We start from the raw sequence: 21,800 nt of genomic DNA, 5'->3' as shown, positions 1-21,800 counted from the left end.
AGAGGGAACGCGCCTCATGGTAGGAATATGAACTCCCAATTGTTGTAGGTACCAGCACCGTCGAAGTGGCGGTACCGAGCTGGAAAATTAGCAACCTTGATCGGGCTCGCCATCGACCTGCTGCGCACGCCGATCAGGAAGCCCTGGCTATCCCGGATTTCATCGAAAGCCTCTTTCATGACAGGGTCCGGATATGCCTGGCGTAGATGCCTTGTCAATGTCAGCAGCCTTGTGTCGATGAGAAGATCGTCGACCGAACGAGGCATCTGCTTCACCTCCCCCGGAGAGGCTTTGTAGTAGCGCTCTATCGCAGAGCGGTACTGCTCACCAACCCAAAGTAACTCATCTTCCTGGAGCCTCTGGTTCTGAATTGACTGCATCTCCAGCAAACGCCCGATCCCCAGAGTAATGATGAATAAGGTTACGAGCGCCCACAGGAATGCAGCCCCTTTCTGGCCGCAGTCACCAATCGGCATAGCGCGATCCGTCCGATGCGACATCCGTAGCACCACTATGGATGTCATAAACACCGCTCCCTTCTTGAGGTGGGACCAGACGCCACGTATCAGCCCTACCCGTGATCGGATCAACGGGGATGGAGCGGAGATAGCGCTCCTCCACAAGGCGCTGAAGTGTATCGGGATAACTCCCCTTGTCTGCATGGAAATCATCGATTGTCTTACGCAGCATATGCAGGTTGTAAGTCAATGCTGTCTCCTTCGCCTTGTCTTCCTGGCTCAGGTAGCGAGGGGCTACCAATGTCAGCAGCAAGGCAATGACGGCAAGCACAACCATGAGTTCGATAAGGGTGAAGCCTCTACTTACCGCTCTCATACTCACCATTCCCTGTAGGGCACGCCATTACTGCCCCTGTCACTGGATGTCGAGTAGATGTCGAAGACATCACCCAGTGCTGCCGGTGAGCCTGGCGGGCTTTGGTAGGAGCGAATCCCCCAGAGCACTTCCTTGCTCTGTCCAGAAACAAAAGGATCTACAGGAATTGCCCGGAGGAAGAGTTGCCCACGCGCATCCCTGACTTTCGTCAACTCAGCGAGCTCTCGCGGGTAACCCGATTCCGTTCCCGATTTGAAAACACCAGAGCGGCTCGCCTCCCTGTAAGCATCCAACGCATCCCTGATATCCAGGAGAGCCTGTTTCAGCTCCGCCTCTTTCTGCCGCCTGCTCGCATGCTCGAGCAACGGAAACAGCAGAGTAGCGAGGACCGCCAAGGTAGCCATCACCACCAGAAGCTCTATCAAGCTGAACCCTGCTCGTTTCACGGCATGATGCTATCGATTGCGCCAGCCATCCCACCATCATCCAATGGCGCTGTCAGCATGATGGTCCTGGCCTGCCCTTGCACTCGTGGGGCTACACCAGGAGCAGTCTCAGGCTCTAGCCGTATATCCATCGCGCCTTCGGAGCTGCCGGCCTTGGCTCTAACACGAGCCACAGCCAGGACATCGTTTGCTCGGGGGGCTGAGCGCCTCTCTAAGTCGAACAGGATCGAGCCACGTCGAACTGCATGGGATAGTTCGGGCTCAGGCAGAATCTGTGTTACTGAAACGACCTCGAAAGCCGGCGAGTCGCTGCGCAGCTCAAACGTCAGAGGGCCGGTGAAACCACCATCCAGTGTCAGGGGAATGTTGAACTCCTGACCTGCGGTAACGGATTGGGGTATCGCCATGTCCAGTTGAGCAATCACTTCAGCTCCCCTGGGATTTACCTGCACCGCAGTATGCGAAAGAGAAGGCGTCGGCAACTCCTTCACAACTTGGCCCTGTGGCTGGCTCGTTAAAGGAGCTGGACGCTCGGTTTGATAGCCACTCTCACCCAGTGCAGGTTGAGAAAGTGAAAGTCGATCTTTGGTGCCTGAATAGAATTCGCTATCAAACGCATTGGGATAACTGGTATTCCTGACGATACGTGGCGTGATGAGCAAAACCAGCTCAGATTTCTTCTGGTTGTTGTTCTCGCTAGAGAACATACGGCCGAGCCATGGCAAGGACCCTAAGCCAGGAACACGGCTCTCGCTGTTGATTCCTTCGTTCTTGATAAGGCCCGCCAGTATCTGGGTTTCGCCATCCTTCAACTGCAAGGTGGTATTGGCCGTCCGAGTACCGATCTGGTAGGCACGCAAGCCGTTATCGCCAACTATTTCCTTGGCGATGTTGCTCACCTCCAGCATCACCTTCATCGCCACTTCATTGCCAGGATAGATCTCCGGCTCAACGTCCAACTTGATACCAACGTCCAGATAAGTGACTGATTGAGACTCGAAGCCCGATGTCTGGTTCAGAGTGCTGGTGATCACTGGCACCTTATCCCCAATCAGGATATTGGCCTTTTCTCGGTTGCGAACCCTGATCTGTGGTTTGGCCAGAATGTTCGCGCTACCCAGTGTGTTCTTCATATTGATAACGGCCAACGGGTCGCCCACACCGACCATGAAGGAATCAGAATTCAGATTCTTGAGTTCGCTCCAGCGTAACGTGCCAGCCTTCTTGTCCTCTCCCTGGACAGAAAGAGAAATACGATTCGGATACTCGATCCCAAGGTTGGACAGTGCATCGGTCGACACCTCGATAATTTCGACATCGAATATCACTTCCGGTGGCGCAATGTCATGCAGCGAAATGAGACGTTCTGCCGCCTCCAGCACTTCCGGTGTATCTCGAATGATCAGAGAGCGGGCTCGCTCGTCCACATACAGGTCCGCCGGCTTCAAGATACCGCGCAGCATCTCTGCCACTGCACTTGGCGTACTGTTGGCGATACGAAATGAGCGGGTATAGAGATCAGAATAGCGGCCACGCTTCTCTGGGCTATCGAGGAAGAGAAGTATGGTGTTCCTGTTCAGGACCTTCTTTTCCAGAGAGTAGGTCTGCAGGATGAACTCGAGAACATCCATGATCCGTGCATCAGTGACGAACAGGGTTACCTTCTTGTCCGCCGGAATATCCTGATCGATGATGAAATTCAAGCCAGCGCTGTTGGAAATCAGCAACAGCGCATCCTTCAAAGGAGTGTCTCGCAACTCCAACGACACGGTCCGATCCAGTCTCTTGTCAAGAAGAGACACTCGCCCCTCTTGTTGATACCGTTTCTCACGAATTCTTGCCTGCAGAGCTAGAGCATTTGCATTGGTAGGATTCTCAGACAGAATCTGACCAAGGTAATCGGAAGCAAGGGCAAAATTCTGAGTGTCAAAATATTTTTCAGCCCCTGTTAACAGCCCCTGCTGCCTGCGCGACTGCTCTATTGACTTCTGTCCGCTCTTGGCACGCTCATAACCTGGATCAATCAGCAAGGCCCGTCTATAGAGATCGCTCGCCCTCTCGAAATCGCCGTCTGAACGAGCGCGCTCACCCTGAGCCGTAAGCTCATTAAGCGTCAGATCGGTCAGCCGTACCAAGGCACCCTTATATACCTCACTTCGGGGATTACTCCGATACTTCTCTTTCAATAGAGCAAGAGCATCCTCATTCCGCCCCTCCCGCACCAATCTATCTACATCTGGATTGGATTCGGGAAGAGCGGAGCCGCACCCTGCCAGCGCAACGAAAATCAACACTAAACTGTAGCAGTTCAGTGCAAAATTTCTAAAAATAGAAATATTAGCGCTCACTAAAAATTACCGCAGACCTTCCACCCAACAAACAAAACCAAATAACAACTAGACGCCATAAAATCACCTGCGCACCACTTTACCATCCTCCAAACTAAATTCATCATAGCCATAAATAGCCGGTGAAAAACGTGTCAAACAAGAAATAACCACACGATAATTAACACCTGCCTTCAGCTTTTCTGCAATACGTGTAACCACCATCCCATTTCGAGACTCGCCATAGGTCACTCTACTTATCCCCTCCCCCCCCTCAAACGACCAAATAGTTCTCCAATCCCCTCCCCCTTGCTCCTCCTGAACAGCAAACCACTTAATATTTACCTTAGCAGCGGCTCCATCCAAGTCATAAAGACTAAAATACACCTCACCACTTTCAGAGCTCCTCGAAACAACCATCAACTCACGAGAGCATGAGCTCAGAAATATCAAGAAAAAAAATAAAAACGCTCTAGCATACATTGAAAAATCACAACCCAACATCAGATTTTTGAATCTTGCGCAAATATATATCCCCCATAATATCCCCCTGCTGCTCTATATTATAGCTATCAAATTTCTGCCCAACCTTATAGCTGTACGGATCCCAAATTCCCAACGTTAGAATTTTACCCGTATGCAGAAGAAACCCTCTACCCAACACACTTTTACCTTGTTGATGCTGCATAACATGCGCCATCTCATGTATGAATCGCCAAAGATCCTTAGTCTGCGCATCAGCCCCTAGCTTTGGCCAGTAAATATTTCCATCAGGCGCCATTACAGTATCGTCCCCCTGAAGAAACCAATACTTCTCACTAATTATCCGAACCTTAGAATAGTCTATTTTCTCGTCATACATAGACCTAGCAATTCGTATCTCATTATCTGTCAACGAGCGGCCACGTTTTTCGCCAGCGACATGAGCCTCATGATTAAACCTGTAGCCAACAGCAGCAATGACGGCGCCAGTTGCAAAATCCCCCCCGGAAAGTTCAGCAGCCACTCCACCGATGATGGCTGCATTGAACATATTCCCGGCAAAGGGCGCAGCAGCCGCGCTGAATGCGCCACTTATAAAACCAGATCTGAAGTCTCCCCCCAGTGCCTTGCTCATCAGCCCGCCACTCACTCCATGCAAAGCAATGTTGGCAGCGAACTGGCCTGCCGTCATCGGTAGAACCACACCATTCACGGTTGTTGATGTGACCGCACCTATGCCATTGGCAATACCTTGCGAGATAAGAGCCGTCGCGCCATTTATCGCTCCGATTCTCAACGCTTGGCTGGTTGAGGCGCCAAATGCCCTTGCTGAGTCATAACTACCAGCGGCATAGCATACGAAGTACGCGGGACCGCAGAAGATGGAACCAATTGCCACTTTTACTTGGCTCAGCTTGGGTCCAAGCGCTCGATCTACAGCTCGGTTTGGTGCTTCTGCTATTTTGCGGGCAATTTTGAAGCCACTGCTGATAGCACTGCCGAGCTTCTTGAACGCCTTCTTCAACGACCAATAGCCGGTCGGATCAGTGGCGTTGAGCGGGTTGTTCAGCACATAGCTGTAGCTGTTCAGGCCCTGGGTGGAGTACAGGGTGTCGATGTTCGGGTCGGCACTGATGAAACGACCGATCACCGGGTCGTAGATGCGCCCGTTCATGTGCACCAGGGTCATGTCATCGAGCATTTCGTGCCCGGTGAAGCCGTGGTGGGTGCTTTGCCCCAACAGGCTACCGGTGCCCGCCAGGTCGAAGGCCGGATCGCTGTTGCCGTCGAGCTTGCGGCGCTTGCCCCAGGCGTCATAGGAGAAGCGCTCGAGCAGCCAGCCCTGGTTGTCCGTGGTGGCGACGATGGAGCCCAGGTGGTCCTTGTGCAGGTAGCGTTCGTAGGGGGCGTTCTTGCCGACCTGGATGCCGCCCGAGGAGAGGCTGAGGTTGTCCAGCGAGCTGATGCTTTCGCTGAATTCGCTGCCCGAGCGCCCGACGATGAACAAGCGGGCGCTGTCGATCTGCGGCACCTGGGTCCGGTAGACGTAGCCCTGGGCACGCGACGTGCCCTTGGGGTAGACGTAGATGGCTACACCGATGTCATGGACGTCCATTTCCAGGGTGTAGCTGCTGTTATCAGCAAGGCTGCCCATGTAGTAGTAGGTCGACTGGCGTACGGTGCCATCGGGCTCGCGCAAGGCTCGCAGGGCGTAGAGCTTGTCGCCCTTGAAGAGCGCCCGGACGTCACGCAGGCCGTTGGCGCTGTAGGTCGGGCTGTTGATGTTGTCGAAACCGACGGCGAAGTAGCGGCCCCCGGAGGTGGCATCGGCGCCCAGATTGACGTCGACCTTGAGCTTGACGCCGTCACCGGTGGGCAGGTTGGTCGCGGCGGTAGTCACCGGCAGGACGGAGCTGCTGGAGTTGAGGGTCTTGACCAGCAGTTTCTGCCCACTGGCATCCCAGCTGAAGACGCCTGCCGGGTCCGCTGCGGCCGTCGGCAGTTGGAGGCCGGTGGTGCCGCTGGCGAAGTCCTGGGTGTATTTGCTGAGCTCCGGACCGGTGTCGAGGGTGACGATGGCGGCGACTGCTTCGCTGCCGGCATAAACGTGATGGGTGTATTCGGTGCTGGCGCCTTTCTTCTTGATCTCGAAGTGGGCACCGGAGTCCAGCCGCGGGTTGATGTAGAGACTGGTGGCACCGTCGGTGTGGACGTGCTTGATGCGCTCGAAGTCGGCGTCGTAGGTGAAGCTCTCGGTCTTGCCGTTGCGGGTCAGGCTCAGCGGTTTGTTGAAGGCGGTCCAGACGTAGTCGCGACCACCACCGGTGGTGACGTTGCCGTTGGCGTCGTAGCTGTAGCTGGCATAGGGCAGACCGCAGTTACCGTCAGCGGCGAAGCCGTTGCGACAGATGTCGGCCACCGCTTGCGGGTGGGCGGCGTTGTAGCGGTAATAGCCGACGTCGCTCTTGAAGAGGATGTTGCCGACCTTGTCGTACTGCACGGTCTGTGCGGCCTGGCCCAGCACGGTGGCGCTGGTCAGACGGTTGAGGGCGTCGTACTGGAAGGTTTCGCTGAGGTTGCTCAGGTAGTCGGTACGGCTTTGCAGATTGCCGGCATCGTTGAACTGGTAGACCTCGTTCTGCACGTTGTTGAAGGCGCCATTGTTACCCGACCACTGCCCGCTGAGCTGGCCGGTCTTGGCGTCATAGCTGCGGTTGACCACGATGCCGTTGCCCAGGGTGGCCTTGAGTACACGGCCCATGGCGTCGCTGGCATTGGCGCCCGCACTGTCGCTGATCTGCCAGTAGGTGCGCAGGCCGTCTTCGCTCTTGACCTTGGTCAGGAAGCCGAGGGCGTTGTATTCGTTCTTGTAGGTGAAGCCGGTGGGATAGGTGGTGCCCTGGATACGACCCAGGCTGTCGTAGGTGGTGCTCAGGTTGTAGCTCTGGTTGTCGACGGTGGTGGTGGTTTGTACCAGGCGACCCAGGCTGTCATAGCTGTGGGTGCGCAGGTAGCCGTTGCTGGCCGTGGCCTGGGCCAGCTTGCCCTTGCCGTTGACGGCGGTGTCGTAGGTCCACTGGCTGTTGAAGTCGGCGGCCTCGCGCTTGGTGATCCGCCCCAGTACGTCATAGCTGATGCGGGTGGTCTGGTTCTTGGCGTCGGTCTGGCTGAGCAACTGGCCCAGGGCGTTGTAGCTGTAGGTCCAGGTACCCTGGTTGGGGTCGTTGTCGGTCAGCTTGTTGCCGGCCTGGTCGTAGCTGTAGCTGCGCACCTTGCCGGCGGCGTCGGTGATGCTGAGCATGCGGCCCAGGGCGTCGTAGCTGTAGAGGGTGGTGGCTTCGTCGCTGCTGCCGAAACCTTCGGTGATACGCACCGGCTGGCTCTGCAGGCCGCTCTCTTCGACTTTCTTCTGGTTGAGTTCGTTGGTGTAGGTGGTCTTCAGGGGCGCATAGGCCACGGTGGTGAAGGTACCCTTGGGCTGGGTGGTCTTGATCACCCGGCCATAGACGTCGTAGTCGAAGCTGGTCCACTGCAGGGCCGTCTCGCCCTGGAAATAGGGCTCGGCGCTGCGCAGGACCTGCCCCTTGGCATTCAGTTCCTTCAGCCCGGCGATGACCCAACGTCCATCGATGGATTGCGCCCGCGAGTACAGGTCCCGGCGCAGAGCGTCGAAGTACACGTAGCTTTCCGGCCCCATGGGGGTGCCGGCGAGATCCGCAGCGCCCCCCGCTGGCAGGGCGTTATCCGGGTCCTTCACTACCACGGTCTTGACCGAGAACTTGCCCAGCGCGGGGCAGTTGCTGTCGCCGCTGCAGCTGGCGTAGGTGGTCAGGGTCTTGGTGCCATCCGGCCCCATGCTGGCGACGGTGCGACCCAGCAGGTCGTACTGGTAGCGAACCGTCAGGCCATTGAGGCCGGTTTCACTGAGCAGGTAGCCGTTGGCGTAGTCGTAGGTACGGCTGATCGTGTGCCCCAGGGCGTTGCTTTCGCTCACCGGGAACATGTGCAGGGTGCTGTCGTAGGTGGTGGTGGTCGCGCTCTCCGCTACGCGCCTGGCCGGGTCGCTGCTGAAGTCGGCCCGTACCGATTTGCGGGTGATGTTGCCCCAGGCATCACGCCCATAACCGGTCACGACCTTGAAGTCCGGGTTATTCGGGTTGGCGATCTCCTGGGCCACCATGCCCGTGGAAGCGTCATACACCAGCTTGGACAGGGTGGTGATGACGGAGCTGCCCTGGGTGTGGGTCGCCTTGACCGTGTCCACCTGGCCCAGACGCCAGTTGGCCAGGTCCGAAGGGTAATAGGTGTTCTCGTTGACGGTGGTCATGCTCTCGACCACCCCATCAGCCCGGACCACGCGCTGGCTGATGATCACCTGCGTCGGGTTGCCCTCGGCGTCATAGGTGTTCTCGAGGCTCTTGGTGACATGAGCGGTCGAGGTGTCCATCTCGACCCAGCCGGCATTCGCCGACAGCGTCCATCCCCCAACCACCGTGCAGGCGATCACGCTACGCAGAAAGCTCCGGCTGATGCTCATAACAGTCCCTGTTTCTTTATAAATAGTGAATTCGAATGGCGGGCCCAGGCAGCACTTACTGCGAGCTCTTCACCCAGTTGTTCTCGGCCGTCTGCCTGATGTAGGGCTGGTAGACCTTGCGGTCCGCCGTCGTCCCCGTCTCGCTGCTCTGCCAGTCGCTCACTTCCTGCGACAGCACCTCGCAACCCGTCCACGGCAATTGCGAAACGCCCGTGCAGCGCTGCTTCTGGCTGCGGTAGAGCGAGCCCGCCAGCGGGAACACCTGCTTGAATTCGTTGTATTCCAGTGCACCGGTCGCCGGGTCCATCGTCTCCATCCACTGGAAGCCCAGCGAGCCGTAGTCGAAGTGCGAGCGCAGGCCGCCGTAGCGGTACTGGGTCTTGCGGACACCGCCCAGGCCATCGGGATTGGTCAGTGCAGTCACCACTTGGTAAGGCACCTGCACATCCATCACCGGGAAGCTCGAACCGGTGCCCTTCTGATAGGCACTGCTATCCACCAGCGAACCGTAGGTGATGCTGGACTCAGTGAGGTCGGTTTTCAGGGACAGGATCTGATTGGGGGATTTGGACAAGCTCCGACTCAACCTAACGCCGTCACTTCCAAAGCCCAGAAGAGCGAAGTCGGAACTTCCAAAGCTCGGCACGAAATCCAGGTTGCCATTAGCGGTAGACGCAAAGGCAGGAACACATTCGGAGGTGTCCAGCCCACTTTTCTTGAACATGAATACCTGAGTGCAGCCAGCAGCGTTGACGCGTAAAATTTCGGCCTGACCATCCATATTCAGCTCGGAAACCATCTTAGGATATGAATACAAAGAGCTGAAAAAATTAGCAGGCTCCACCGTTCCCACCTTTTCAGGGAAGCGAACGAATCCGAACTCGGTTCCAACCTGAACTCTCGAATGAAAACCCGCCCCGGAGTTTATCGCAACAAATATACTGCTGGTAAATCCCCTATATCTCTGATTAACAGGGCATGCTTGGGGATCTTTAGGCTGCCCCTTATTCACCTCATGAGTAACCTGAAAACCAACAACATCCGGAAGCCCATCATCATTCACATCAACCAAAATTCGAGGCGCAACATTTTGATCCATCCAATATATAACAGTAAGACACCCCGTTGGCTTTTCTGTCTTCAAAGCCCAATTCTCTACAGACCATGGGGCATTCAATACAAAACCGCCCATAGTAGAAATAGATACATAAATGGCAGCCGAATGAAAACCTAAAATATCGGCTTTCCCATCACCATTCATATCGATGACTTGTCGCGGATAAACTTCGTTACTGGACCACCCCGCCGCCGTACCATAGGCATTCAAGTTGGAGTAAACCGGCGAACTCTCAAACCGGTCCCGCTTGTTCAGCGCCACCATCACCTGGCTACTGCTGAAACCCACGATATCCAGCAGTCCATCGCCATCCACATCCGCGAGCTGACGCGGATAAGTATTCTGATCACTCCAACCACCGGCACTGACGCCATAGGCCGCAATCCACTTGGCGGGCTGCTGGAAACCCTCCCCCGTCGACAGCGACACATACACCCCATCACCGGCAAAGCCCACGATGTCGGCCAGCCCATCCCCGTTGATGTCCACCACCATCCGTGGGTACTGGTTGTTGTTCGCCCAGCCGCCCGCGTTCACCCCGAAGGACGTCAGCTTGTTCACCGGCGTGGTGAACCCCGTCTCGGTGCCAAAAGCCACATGCACCCCATCGTTGAAGAAGCCCACGATGTCCGGTCGGCCATCACCGTTCACATCCGCCAGCTGACGCGGGTGCACGTTCATGTCGCCCCAGCCCTGGTTCGCACCAAAGGCAGCCAGCACCAGCTGCGGATCGCTCATTCGCTTGCCCGTCGCCGGGTCCTTGTCATAGCCATACTGGCTGTCCACCGACAGGCAGTTGGCATCCGTACCATCCGGGCAGTACTGCAGCTTGGTCAGGTTCGACAGTCCCGCACCGGAAGCGGTGTAGGTCAGCTTGTAACGCGCGCTGTTGGCATCGTTGCTCACGCCCAGCAGGCGATAGCGGATGGCCGGCCGTATCCCGGCCCCCAGGTACATCGGGATCGGGTCCGGGCGCACCGTCGCCTCGCCCCAGTCGAAGGTGATGGTCCGTGCCGGCGCACTGCCCGCGTTGGCGTTGCCGCTGTACTGGATGCGCTTGGGGTAGCTGACGTTCGAATCCTGGATGTAGCTGACGGTGTAGTAGTTGCTGAAGCGGTCACTGACCTTGCTCAGCGACCAGGCATAGGGCAACGACGTGGCGCTTCCACTGGGCGTGACCAGCACGCGGCTGTCGGCACTGTTGCCGAACTCGATTACCTCGCCGCTCTTTTTCCACACCTTGAACCAGGACGAAGCACTGCCGAAGTCGCCATACCCGACGATCTTGGTAAAACTCTCGATCTGCGTGCGGTACTCGGCACCATCGGCGCCGTAGGCGCTGCCGCTCTTGAGGATCAGCCGCTGGCCATCCAGGCACAGCCGGTCATTGGCGGTCAGGCTGGTGATGCCATCGTCGATGCCGTCGATGGTCTTGTCCCGCGGACAACGACCGATCTGCGACAGACCACCCAGGGTCCAGCCCATGCCCAAAGGACCGTTACCGGCCTGGCTTGAGTAGTTAATGGAAAGGGAAGGCTTGATCACCCCAGGTGGGGTGATCAGCGACAGGCTGTAGTTCGCCGCACCGCTGGCGGATACCGACAACTCACCACTCAGGGAAGAACCGACTAACTGGGCAGCCATGCAATTAACTGAAACTAAACCGAAATAAAAGATCGAGAAACAGCGCCAACGCGAGAAGCTTAACCACATAATGCTCACATCCATTCCACAAAATTTTCAAATTTTTAATCTTATTCATTAAAGAATTATTACGAGACCAAAAAACGTCCCCCTCCTTTAAGCACTGCATATGGCTAGGCCATTTTTTCGAATCCAGAAGTTATCCTCCAACCCGTGTCAGGCGGAACCCCAGCCCGGCCAACGCAGTCCAGAACATGGCGAGGCCCGTGCAGCGCGACTAGCTTTGAGGGTCTCCGTCCGTGTACCGGCCCCCGCCGTGTGGGCCAAAGGAGAAGCAGATGCCCTCGTTGGATAGCCTGAACAGCCGCCGCACCCTGGATGTGGACGGCAAGACCTATCACTACTTCAGCCTGCCGGAGGCCGCCAAGAGCCTCGGCAGCATCGACAAGCTGCCCCTGTCCCTGAAAGTGCTGCTGGAGAACCTGCTGCGCTGGGAGGACGGCAAGACCGTCACCCGGGACGACCTCGATGCCCTGGTCGCCTGGCAGAAGGAGCGTCGCTCCGACCGGGAGATCCAGTACCGCCCGGCACGGGTGCTGATGCAGGACTTCACCGGCGTGCCGGCGGTGGTCGACCTGGCCGCCATGCGCGATGCCGTGGCCAGCGCCGGGGGCGATCCGCAGAAGATCAACCCGCTGTCGCCGGTGGACCTGGTGATCGACCACTCGGTGATGGTGGACCGCTACGCCAGCCCCGAGGCCTTCGCCCGCAACGTGGAGCTGGAGATGGCCCGCAACGGCGAGCGCTATGCCTTCCTGCGCTGGGGCCAGAGCGCCTTCGACAACTTCAGCGTGGTGCCGCCGGGCACCGGCATCTGCCACCAGGTGAACCTGGAATACCTCGGCCGCACCGTCTGGACGCGGGAGGAAGACGGCCTGACCTACGCCTTCCCCGACACCCTGGTGGGCACCGACTCCCACACCACCATGATCAACGGCCTCGGCGTGCTCGGCTGGGGCGTCGGCGGCATCGAGGCGGAGGCGGCCATGCTCGGCCAGCCGGTGTCGATGCTGATTCCCGAGGTGGTCGGCTTCAAGCTCAGCGGCAAGCTGCGCGAGGGCATCACCGCCACCGACCTGGTGCTGACGGTCACCCAGATGCTGCGCAAGAAAGGGGTGGTGGGGAAATTCGTCGAATTCTACGGCGACGGCCTGGCGGAACTGCCCCTGGCCGACCGCGCCACCCTGGCCAACATGGCGCCGGAATACGGGGCCACCTGCGGCTTCTTCCCGGTGGACGAGGTGACCCTCGGCTACCTGCGCCTGTCCGGCCGACCCGAGGCCACCGTCAAGCTGGTGGAGGCCTACTGCAAGGCCCAGGGCCTGTGGCGCAACGCCGGCGACGAGCCGCTGTTCACCGACAGCCTGGCCCTGGACATGGGCACGGTGGAAGCCAGCCTGGCCGGCCCCAAGCGCCCGCAGGACCGCGTCCCGCTGACCCGTGTGGCCAGGACCTTCGACGACCTACTCGCCCTGCAGCCCGCCCCTGCCGGCACCGGAGGCCAGACCCGGCGCGGCACGGCCGAGTACCAGCACGAGGGCCGGAGCCACCGCCTGGAGGACGGCGCCGTGGTGATCGCCGCCATCACCTCCTGCACCAACACTTCCAACCCCAGCGTGATGATGGCGGCCGGGCTGCTGGCGAAGAAGGCCGTGGAGAAGGGCCTGGCGCGCAAGCCCTGGGTGAAGAGTTCCCTGGCCCCCGGCTCCAAGGTGGTGACCGAGTACTTCGCCGCCGCCGGGCTGACCCCGTACCTCGACACCCTGGGCTTCGACCTGGTGGGCTACGGCTGCACCACCTGCATCGGCAACTCCGGGCCGTTGCTGGAACCCATCGAGCAGGCCATCCAGCAGGGCGACCTGACGGTGGCCTCGGTGCTCTCCGGCAACCGCAACTTCGAAGGCCGCGTGCACCCGTTGGTGAAGACCAACTGGCTGGCCTCCCCGCCCCTGGTGGTCGCCTATGCCCTGGCCGGCAGCGTGCGCCTGGACCTCAGCCGCGAACCCCTGGGTGAGGACCGCAACGGCCAACCGGTGTACCTCAAGGACATCTGGCCCAGCCAGCAGGAGGTGGCCGAAGCCATCGCCAAGGTGGACACCGCGATGTTCCGCAAGGAGTACGCCGAGGTCTTCACCGGCGACGAGACCTGGCAGGCGATCCAGGTGCCAGACGCCGACACCTATGCCTGGCAGGGCGACTCCACCTACATCCAGCACCCGCCGTTCTTCGCCGACATCGGCGGCGAACCGCCCAGGGTGACGGACGTGCAGCGCGCCCGCATCCTCGCCTTGCTGGGGGACTCGGTGACCACCGACCACATCTCCCCCGCCGGCAACATCAAGGCCGACAGCCCGGCCGGGCGCTACCTGCGCGAGCACGGCGTGGAGCCGGCCGACTTCAACTCCTACGGCTCGCGCCGGGGCAACCACGAGGTGATGATGCGCGGCACCTTCGCCAACATCCGCATCCGCAACGAAATGCTGGGCGGCGAGGAAGGCGGCAACACCCTCCACGTGCCCAGCGGCGAGAAGCTGGCCATCTACGACGCCGCCATGCGCTACCAGGCCGAAGGCACGCCGCTGGTGATCATCGCCGGCAAGGAATACGGCACCGGCTCCTCCCGCGACTGGGCGGCCAAGGGCACCAACCTGCTGGGGGTCAAGGCGGTAATCGCCGAGAGCTTCGAGCGCATCCACCGCTCCAACCTGGTGGGCATGGGCGTGCTGCCGCTGCAGTTCACCGGCGGCATCGACCGCAAGCGCCTGGGCCTGACCGGGCGCGAGCGGATCGCCGTCCTCGGGCTCAGCGGCGTGGAGCTGCGCCCGCGCATGGACCTGACCCTGGAGATCACACGCGAGGACGGCTCCCACGAGAATGTCGAGGTGCTCTGCCGCATCGACACCCTCAATGAAGTGGAGTACTTCAAGGCCGGCGGCATCCTCCACTACGTGCTGCGCCAGCTGCTCGCAGCCTGACCTGTAAGCGGCCCGGAGCCCCGCAAGGGCTCTGGGTCGCTGGCTGGCAGGAAACTTTCCCGACGGCGACACGACACAAACTGTTTACACTGCACGGCAAAAAATGGCTCAACTTTGGTTCACCAGAGCCGATACCCGCCTCAAGCCTTGCGGAAGAACAACATGAGAAACAACCAACCGGTTACCCAACGCGAAAGGACCTACCCCGCCGAGCAGCGCCTCATTTCGACCACGGACGGCAAGGGTGTCATCACCTACTGCAACCAGGCCTTCGTCGATATCAGCGGCTATTCCAGGGAGGAGCTGATCCACGCTCCACACAACCTCGTCCGCCACCCGGACGTGCCCCCCGCCGTGTTCGCCCACATGTGGGCCACCCTGAAGAAGGGCCGGCCGTGGATGGGCATCGTCAAGAACCGCTGCAAGAACGGCGACCACTACTGGGTCAACGCCTACGTCACGCCCATCTTCGAGGGCAGCCAGGTCACCGGCTACGAGTCGGTGCGGGTCAAGCCCACCGCCGAGCAGGTGCGCCGGGCCGAAGCGCTCTACGCACGGATCAACGCCGGCAAGTCCGCCATCCCCAGCCAGGACCGCTGGCTGCCGGTGCTGCAGGACTGGCTGCCGTTCATCCTCATCAGCCAGATCGGCTTCTTCATCGGTGCCTGGCTGACCTCCCACTGGGGCTTCCTGCTCGCCGCGCTGCTCTCCGTGCCCCTCGGGCTGATCGGCCTCGCCTGGCAAGGGCGAGGCATCAAGCGCCTGCTGCACCTGGCCGAGCAGACCACCTCCGACCCGCTGATCGCGCGGATGTACACCGACAGCCGGGGCGACCAGGCCCGCCTGGAGATGGCCTTGCTCAGCCAGGAGGCACGCCTCAAGACCTGCCTCACCCGCCTGCAGGACACCGCCGAGCACCTCACCGACCAGGCCCGCCAGGCCGATGCCCTGGCCCACAACAGCTCCGACGGGCTGGAGCGCCAGCGCCAGGAGACCGACCAGGCGGCCACCGCCGTCAACCAGATGGCCGCCACCACCCAGGAAGTCGCCTCCAACGTCCAGCGCACCGCCGACGCCACCCAGGAGGCCAACCGCCTCACCACCCAGGGCCGGCATGTCGCCGCCGAGACCCGCGCCGCCATCGAGCGCCTATCGCAGTCGGTGATCGAGACCAGCGAGACCGTCGCCCGCCTGGCCCAGGACAGCAACGAGATCGGTGGCGTGGTGGACGTGATCAAGGGCATCGCCGACCAGACCAACCTGCTCGCCCTCAACGCCGCCATCGAGGCTGCCCGTGCCGGCGAAATGGGACGGGGCTTCGCCGTGGTGGCCGACGAGGTGCGCTCCCTGGCGCAACGCACTGCCGAGTCCACCGGGCAGATCCACCAGCTCATCGCCCAGCTGCAGAAGACCGCCGAGGAAACCGTGCGCACCATGGAGAACGGTCGTCGCCAGGCCGACGAAGGCGTCGAGCAGGTGCTGCAGGCCGACCAGGCCCTGGTGGGCATCAGCGAAGCCGTGGCCAACATCACCGCCATGACCGACCAGATCGCCGCCGCCACCGAGGAACAGAGCGCCGTGGCCGAAGAGATCAACGTGCGCATCGGCAGCATCGCCCAGCTCGCCGACCAGACCTCCGGCGAAGCCCAGCGCACCGCCCTGCTGAGCGAAGAGCTGGCCCACACCGCCCACGGCCAGTACTCCCTGGTGGACCGCTTCAACCGCTGAACCCCACCCGGTCGAAACGGAGCGCCCCAGGGCGCTCTTTTTCGTTGCGCCGCCCGCTCGCCGCCGCCCCTCCCTGGCCCGCTCGACCGGCACCGTACTGGTCTTTTCGCCGCAGATCCGCACCGGGTCGGGCCGCCGGCCTGAAGATTCCACTTGAACGTTCCCGCTTCGCCCCACTCACAGTTCGTATCCCGCTGCGCTCGCGTGGGCGCGGCAGTCTGACAAGGATGGGGAAACGGATGGCAACCCGAACGCCCACACTCGCGTTCTGCCTGGCGACGCTGGCACTGGCCGGCTGCGGCCAGGACACACCGCAGGAACACCTGCCCCGCGTACTGGTGCGCGAGGCCACCCGCACCGACTACGCCCCGCGCCCCAGCGTGGTGGGCGACATCCAGGCGCGGGTCGAGGCGCAACAGGCCTTCCGCGTCGGCGGCAAGATCATCGAACGCCATGTCGACGTCGGCGACCGGGTGCAGGCCGGCCAGGTCCTGGCCCGTCTCGACCCGCAGGAGCTGCGCACCCAGGTGGACAACGCCCGCGCCGCCGTCGCAGCCGAGCAGGCGCGGCTGCGCCTGGCCGAAGTCGACTTCAGGCGCCAGGGCCAACTGCTGCCCAAGGGCTACACCAGCCGCAGCGAATACGACCGCGCCCAGGCCGAACGCCGTGCCGCACAAAGCGCCCTGGACGCCGCCCTCGCCCAGCAGGCCTCCGCCGAAGACCAGCTCTCCTACACCGAACTCAAGGCCTCCACCGACGGGGTCATCACCCAGCGCAGCGGCGAGGTCGGCCAGGTGGTGCAGGCCACCCTGCCGATCTTCACCCTGGCCGGCGAAGGCGAGCGGGACGCCGTGTTCAACGTCTACGAATCGCTCTTCCAGGGCGACCATGGCGATCAGCCGGTCAGCGTCCACCTGCTCTCCGACCCGACCGTGCAGGTCGAAGGTCGCATCCGCGAAGTCACCCCCACCGTCGACGACCGCAGCGGCACGCTGAAGGTGAAGGTCGGCCTCGACCGGGTCCCTGCCGCCATGGGCCTGGGCAGCGTGGTGGGAGCCGAGCTGCCGCAGGCCGCGCAGCCCCGCGTGGTGCTGCCCTGGTCGGCGCTGTTCAAGCAGGGCCGGAGCCCGGCGGTGTGGGTGCTGGACGACGAGGACCGCGCCCACCTGCAACTGGTGAGCCGGGTCAGCTACGCCCGCGAACGGGTGATCGTCGGCGAAGGCCTGGCCGCCGGGCAGCGGGTCGTGGTGGCGGGCGGCCAGATGCTGCACCCCGGGCAGAAGGTGGAAGTGGCCCGTGACGAACAGGCCGCCGAGCCGGTGGAGCACAGCGCCAGCGCCGAGCCCCGCACCCGGACGGAGGCCCGCCCATGAAGCCCTGGCTGCCAGCCCTTGCACTGGCCGCACTGGCCGGCTGCTCCCAGGAGACGGACGAGGCCCCGGCGCCGCGCCCGGTGCTCTACGTCACCGTGCGCAGCGACGACGTCCACCAGGTCGGCCGCTTCGCCGGCAGCATCCAGGCCCGCTACGAGACGACCCTGGGCTTTCGTACCAACGGCCGCATCGCCGCACGCACCCTCAACGTCGGCGACAGCGTGGAAACCGGCACCCTGCTCGCCACCCTCGACCCCACCGACCAGCAGAACGCCCTGCTCAGTGCCCAGGGCGACGCCTCCCGCGCCGAGGCCGAGTGGATCGACGCCCAGGCCGACGAGCGCCGCCAGGCCGAACTGCTCGCCCGTGGCGTAGGCGCCCAGGCCAACCTGGACCGCGCCCGCACCCGCCTGAAGACCAGCCGCGCCACCCTCGACCAGGCCAACTCGGCGGTGCGCCGGGCCCAGGACCAACTGGGCTACACCGAGCTGCGCAGCGACATCGCCGGCGTCATCACCCAATGGCACGCCGAGGCCGGCCAGGTGGTGCAGGCCGGCCAGGAGGTGGTGACCCTGGTCCGCCCGGACGTGAAGGAAGCGGTGGTCGACCTGCCGGATGAACTGGTCCAGCGCCTCCCCGCCGACGCGCGCTTCGAGGTAAGCGCCCAGCTCGACCCGCAGGCGCGCACCACCGGCACGGTGCGGGAACTGGCGCCCCAGGCCGACGCCACCACCCGCACCCGGCGCCTGCGCCTGTCCCTGGGCGAGGCCCCATCCAGCTTCCACCTGGGCAGCACCGTCAGCGTGCTGCTCAGCAGCCCGGTCGCCCCGCGCACCCACCTGCCGGCCACGGCGCTGATCGGCGATACCCGCGCCACCGGGCCGGCCCAGGTCTGGGTGCTGGACCCGCAGGCACGCCAGGTGCACCGCCGCACCGTGGAGGTGCTGCGCAACCAGGACGGCAAGGTCACGGTCGGCAGCGGGCTGGCCGACGGCGAACGGGTCGTCAGCGCCGGCGTGAACAGCTTGAAAGAGGGCCAGGAGGTGAAGATGGACGAAGGAGCGCAACCGTGAGCGAGCAGCACAGGGACCGCCCGCGCGGCGACACCGGCAAGGCCGGCTTCAACCTCTCCGAATGGGCGCTGCGGCACCCCTCGTTCGTCTGGTACCTGATGGTCGTGTCGCTGGTGATGGGGGTGTTCTCCTACTTCAACCTGGGCCGCGAGGAAGACCCCTCCTTCACCATCAAGACCATGGTGATCCAGGCCCGCTGGCCGGGCGCCACGGTGGACGACACGCTGCTGCAGGTCACCGACCGCATCGAGAAGAAGCTGGAGGAGCTGGACAGCCTGGACTACGTGAAGAGCTACACGCGGCCGGGCGAAGCGACGGTGTTCGTCTACCTGAAGGACACCACCAGCGGCAAGGCGATCCCGGACATCTGGTACCAGGTGCGCAAGAAGATCAACGACATCCGCGGCGACTTCCCCCAGGGCCTGCAGGGCCCCGCGTTCAACGACGAGTTCGGCGACGTGTTCGGCAGCGTCTACGCCTTCACCGCCGACGGCCTGAGCTTCCGCCAGCTGCGCGACTACGTGGAGAAGGCCCGGCTGGACATCCGCAGCGTGGACAACCTGGGCAAGGTGGAACTGATCGGCGCTCAGAGCGAGGTCATCTACCTCAACTTCTCCACCCGCAAGCTCGCCGCCCTGGGCATCGACCAGCGCCAGGTGCTGGACAGCCTGCGCCAGCAGAACGCGGTGACGCCCTCCGGCGTGATCGAGGCCGGGCCCGAGCGCATCTCGGTGCGCACCAACAGCGAGTTCCGCTCCGAGGCCGACCTGGCCGCGGTGAACCTGCGGGTGAACGACCGTTTCTACCGCCTCTCCGACCTGGCGGACATCCAGCGCACCTACACCGACCCGCCCAGCACGTTGTTCCGCTACAACGGCCAGCCCGCCATCGGCCTGGCCGTGGCCATGCGCAAGGGCGGCAACATCCAGGAGTTCGGCGAAGCGCTGCGCCAGCGCATGGAGCAGATCACCGCCGAGCTGCCGGTGGGCGTCGGCGTGCACACGGTGTCGAACCAGGCCGAGGTGGTGGAGAAGGCCGTGGGCGGCTTCACCAGCGCCCTGTTCGAGGCCATCGTCATCGTCCTCGCGGTCAGCTTCGTCAGCCTCGGGGTGCGCGCCGGGCTGGTGGTGGCCTGCTCCATCCCGCTGGTGCTGGCGATGGTCTTCGTGTTCATGGAATACACCGACATCACCATGCAGCGGATCTCCCTCGGCGCGCTGATCATCGCCCTCGGCCTGCTGGTGGACGACGCGATGATCACCGTGGAGATGATGGTCACCCGGCTGGAACTGGGCGACTCGCTGCACGAAGCGGCCACCTTCGCCTACCGCTCCACGGCCTTCCCCATGCTCACCGGCACCCTGGTGACCATCGCCGGCTTCGTGCCCATCGGCCTCAACGCCAGCTCGGCGGGGGAATACACCTTCACCCTGTTCGCGGTGATCGCCGTGGCGCTGATCCTCTCGTGGATCGTCGCCGTGCTGTTCGCCCCGGTGATCGCCGTGCACATCCTGCCCAGGACGCTCAAGCAGCCTGAGGAGAAGAAGAGCCGGCTGTTCGGCTTCTTCGACCGCTGGCTGCAGCGGGCCATGCGCCGCAACCTGCTGACCCTGGTGGTCACCCTCGGGCTGCTGGGGGTGTCGCTGTACCTGCTGCAGTTCGTCCAGCAGCAGTTCTTCCCCGCCTCCGACCGGCCCGAGCTGCTGGTGGACCTGAACCTGCCGCAGAACAGCAGCATCGACGAGACGCGCCGGGTGATGGACCGGGTCGAAGCGCTGCTCAAGGACGACGAAGACGTCTCGCGCTGGAGCGCCTACGTCGGCCAGGGCGCGGTGCGCTTCTACCTGCCCCTGGACCAGCAGCTGCAAAACCCCTTCTACGGCCAGCTGGTGATCGTCGCCCGCGACCTGGAAGCCCGCGAGCGCCTGGCGGGCCGCCTGCGCGAACACCTGCGCCGCGACTTCGTCGGCATCAGCAGCTACGTGCAGCCGCTGGAGATGGGGCCACCGGTGGGGCGGCCGATCCAGTACCGCATCAGCGGCCCGGACGTGGACAAGGTGCGCGACTACGCCATGCAGCTCGCCGCCCTGCTGGACAGCAACCCGCACATCGGCGAGATCATCTACGACTGGAACGAGCCGGGTAAGGTGCTGCGCATCGAGATCGCCCAGGACAAGCTGCGCCAGCTGGGCCTCGGCTCCGAGGACGTAGCGCAGATGCTCAACAGCGTAGTCACCGGCACCACCGTGACCCAGGTGCGCGACGACATCTTCCTGATCGACGTGGTCGGCCGCTCCGGGCGCGAGGAACGCAGCTCGCCGGAAACCATCGAGAACCTGCAGATGGTCAACGCCAGCGGCACCTCCATCCCGCTCAAGGCCTTCGCCCGCGTCGGCTACGAGCTGGAGCAGCCGCTGGTGTGGCGGCGCGACCGCAAGCCCACCATCACCCTCAAGGCCAGCATCACCGACGACATCCAGCCCACCGACCTGGTGAAGGTGCTCCGGCCGGACATCGACGGCTTCGCCGCCAAGCTGCCGGCCAACTACCGGCTGGCTGCCGGCGGCACCGTCGAGGAGAGCGGCAAGGCCCAGGGGCCCATCGGCCGGGTGGTGCCGTTGATGCTGTTCCTCATGGCCACCTTCCTGATGATCCAGCTGCAGAGCGTGCAGAAGACCCTGCTGGTGGCCAGCGTCGCCCCACTGGGGCTGATCGGCGTGGTTGCCGCCCTGCTGCCCACCGGCACGCCCATGGGCTTCGTGGCGATCCTCGGGATCCTCGCGCTGATCGGCATCATCATCCGCAACTCGGTGATCCTGGTGACCCAGATCGACGCCTTCGAGGCCGAAGGCCGCTCCCCCTGGAAGGCCGTGATCGAGGCCACCCACCACCGCACCCGGCCGATCCTGCTGACCGCCGCCGCCGCCAGCCTGGGCATGATCCCCATCGCCCGCGAAGTGTTCTGGGGACCGATGGCCTTCGCCATGATCGGCGGGATCATCGCCGCGACACTGCTGACGCTGTTCTTCCTGCCGGCGCTGTACGTCACCTGGTACCGCATCCGGGAGGACTGACCGGGCCGGTGCGGTTTCCCCGGCAGGCTGCGATGGAGTTCGTAAAAGCGGCGGATGGCGCTGGGCGCCGGGCTGCGCAGACCCGGGGCCTGTGCTAAAAACCGCCCACGAACGCGGGTGCCGAGCCGT

The 21,800-nt window shown here is 62.4% G+C and carries 12 protein-coding genes; 5 read left to right on the top strand and 7 right to left on the bottom strand.

Going from position 1 to position 21,800, the window contains the following annotated elements:
- Positions 1-14 precede the first annotated feature (14 nt).
- From RTK35_RS19440 to RTK35_RS19410, 7 genes are all read right to left on the bottom strand, one after another.
- Entirely contained in the window at positions 15-476 is a 462-nt protein-coding gene (locus RTK35_RS19440) for a hypothetical protein (protein ID WP_316908762.1), read from the bottom strand.
- The gene (locus RTK35_RS19435; RefSeq protein ID WP_410478691.1) at positions 463-843 is read right to left on the bottom strand and encodes a competence type IV pilus major pilin ComGC; all 381 of its coding nucleotides are present in this window, start codon (positions 841-843) and stop codon (positions 463-465) included. Before RTK35_RS19435 ends, RTK35_RS19440 begins: the two co-directional genes overlap by 14 nt.
- Positions 837-1,280, bottom strand: coding sequence for a type II secretion system protein (locus tag RTK35_RS19430; protein ID WP_316908760.1), 444 nt, complete (start codon positions 1,278-1,280; stop codon positions 837-839). Before RTK35_RS19430 ends, RTK35_RS19435 begins: the two co-directional genes overlap by 7 nt.
- Positions 1,277-3,628 (bottom strand): secretin N-terminal domain-containing protein, encoded by a 2,352-nt coding sequence (locus RTK35_RS19425; protein ID WP_316908759.1) that lies wholly within the window; start codon positions 3,626-3,628, stop codon positions 1,277-1,279. The genes RTK35_RS19430 and RTK35_RS19425 overlap by 4 nt, the downstream gene beginning before the upstream one ends.
- Before the next feature lie 63 nt (positions 3,629-3,691).
- Positions 3,692-4,111 (bottom strand): hypothetical protein, encoded by a 420-nt coding sequence (locus RTK35_RS19420; protein ID WP_316908758.1) that lies wholly within the window; start codon positions 4,109-4,111, stop codon positions 3,692-3,694.
- Positions 4,098-8,627 (bottom strand): RHS repeat-associated core domain-containing protein, encoded by a 4,530-nt coding sequence (locus RTK35_RS19415; protein WP_316908757.1) that lies wholly within the window; start codon positions 8,625-8,627, stop codon positions 4,098-4,100. Before RTK35_RS19415 ends, RTK35_RS19420 begins: the two co-directional genes overlap by 14 nt.
- Positions 8,628-8,682: 55 nt before the next feature.
- A complete protein-coding gene (locus RTK35_RS19410; RefSeq protein WP_316908756.1) occupies positions 8,683-11,472 on the bottom strand; it encodes an FG-GAP-like repeat-containing protein in 2,790 nt (929 codons plus the stop codon).
- A gap of 254 nt (positions 11,473-11,726) precedes the next feature.
- On the opposite strand from RTK35_RS19410, the gene acnA reads away from it, so the two are divergent.
- The 5 genes from acnA to RTK35_RS19385 all read left to right on the top strand — a co-directional run bounded on the left by acnA (position 11,727) and on the right by RTK35_RS19385 (position 21,671).
- On the top strand, positions 11,727-14,423 hold the full coding sequence (gene acnA, locus RTK35_RS19405) for an aconitate hydratase AcnA (protein WP_316908755.1): 2,697 nt from the start codon (positions 11,727-11,729) through the stop codon (positions 14,421-14,423).
- 162 nt (positions 14,424-14,585) lie between these two features.
- Positions 14,586-16,151, top strand: a complete 1,566-nt coding sequence (locus tag RTK35_RS19400; RefSeq protein ID WP_074967834.1) for a methyl-accepting chemotaxis protein — start codon at positions 14,586-14,588, stop codon at positions 16,149-16,151.
- A 239-nt stretch (positions 16,152-16,390) separates the two neighbouring features.
- Positions 16,391-17,524 (top strand): efflux RND transporter periplasmic adaptor subunit, encoded by a 1,134-nt coding sequence (locus tag RTK35_RS19395; RefSeq protein ID WP_316908754.1) that lies wholly within the window; start codon positions 16,391-16,393, stop codon positions 17,522-17,524.
- On the top strand, positions 17,521-18,597 hold the full coding sequence (locus RTK35_RS19390; RefSeq protein ID WP_316908753.1) for an efflux RND transporter periplasmic adaptor subunit: 1,077 nt from the start codon (positions 17,521-17,523) through the stop codon (positions 18,595-18,597). Before RTK35_RS19395 ends, RTK35_RS19390 begins: the two co-directional genes overlap by 4 nt.
- The gene (locus tag RTK35_RS19385) at positions 18,594-21,671 is read left to right on the top strand and encodes an efflux RND transporter permease subunit (protein WP_316908752.1); all 3,078 of its coding nucleotides are present in this window, start codon (positions 18,594-18,596) and stop codon (positions 21,669-21,671) included. Before RTK35_RS19390 ends, RTK35_RS19385 begins: the two co-directional genes overlap by 4 nt.
- The last annotated feature ends 129 nt before the right edge of the window (positions 21,672-21,800 follow it).

Origin of the sequence: Pseudomonas sp. zfem003 (assembly GCF_032621675.1) — a bacterium.
In the GTDB taxonomy this organism is placed as follows: Bacteria; Pseudomonadota; Gammaproteobacteria; order Pseudomonadales; family Pseudomonadaceae; genus Metapseudomonas; species Metapseudomonas otitidis.
Note: the sequence above shows the minus strand (reverse complement) of the source record. Positions and strands in the feature narration are given on the sequence as shown.

Excerpts from the sequence above, each read along its gene's own strand:
- RTK35_RS19400 (WP_074967834.1), top strand. The coding sequence starts at position 14,586 with ATGAGAAACAACCAACCGGTTACCCAACGCGAAAGGACCTACCCCGCC.
- RTK35_RS19390 (WP_316908753.1), top strand. The coding sequence starts at position 17,521 with ATGAAGCCCTGGCTGCCAGCCCTTGCACTGGCCGCACTGGCCGGCTGC.
- RTK35_RS19410 (WP_316908756.1), bottom strand. The coding sequence starts at position 11,472 with ATGGATGTGAGCATTATGTGGTTAAGCTTCTCGCGTTGGCGCTGTTTC.
- RTK35_RS19395 (WP_316908754.1), top strand. The coding sequence starts at position 16,391 with ATGGCAACCCGAACGCCCACACTCGCGTTCTGCCTGGCGACGCTGGCA.
- RTK35_RS19415 (WP_316908757.1), bottom strand. The coding sequence starts at position 8,627 with ATGAGCATCAGCCGGAGCTTTCTGCGTAGCGTGATCGCCTGCACGGTG.
- RTK35_RS19420 (WP_316908758.1), bottom strand. The coding sequence starts at position 4,111 with ATGTTGGGTTGTGATTTTTCAATGTATGCTAGAGCGTTTTTATTTTTT.
- RTK35_RS19435 (WP_410478691.1), bottom strand. The coding sequence starts at position 843 with ATGGTGAGTATGAGAGCGGTAAGTAGAGGCTTCACCCTTATCGAACTC.
- RTK35_RS19440 (WP_316908762.1), bottom strand. The coding sequence starts at position 476 with ATGCCGATTGGTGACTGCGGCCAGAAAGGGGCTGCATTCCTGTGGGCG.
- acnA (WP_316908755.1), top strand. The coding sequence starts at position 11,727 with ATGCCCTCGTTGGATAGCCTGAACAGCCGCCGCACCCTGGATGTGGAC.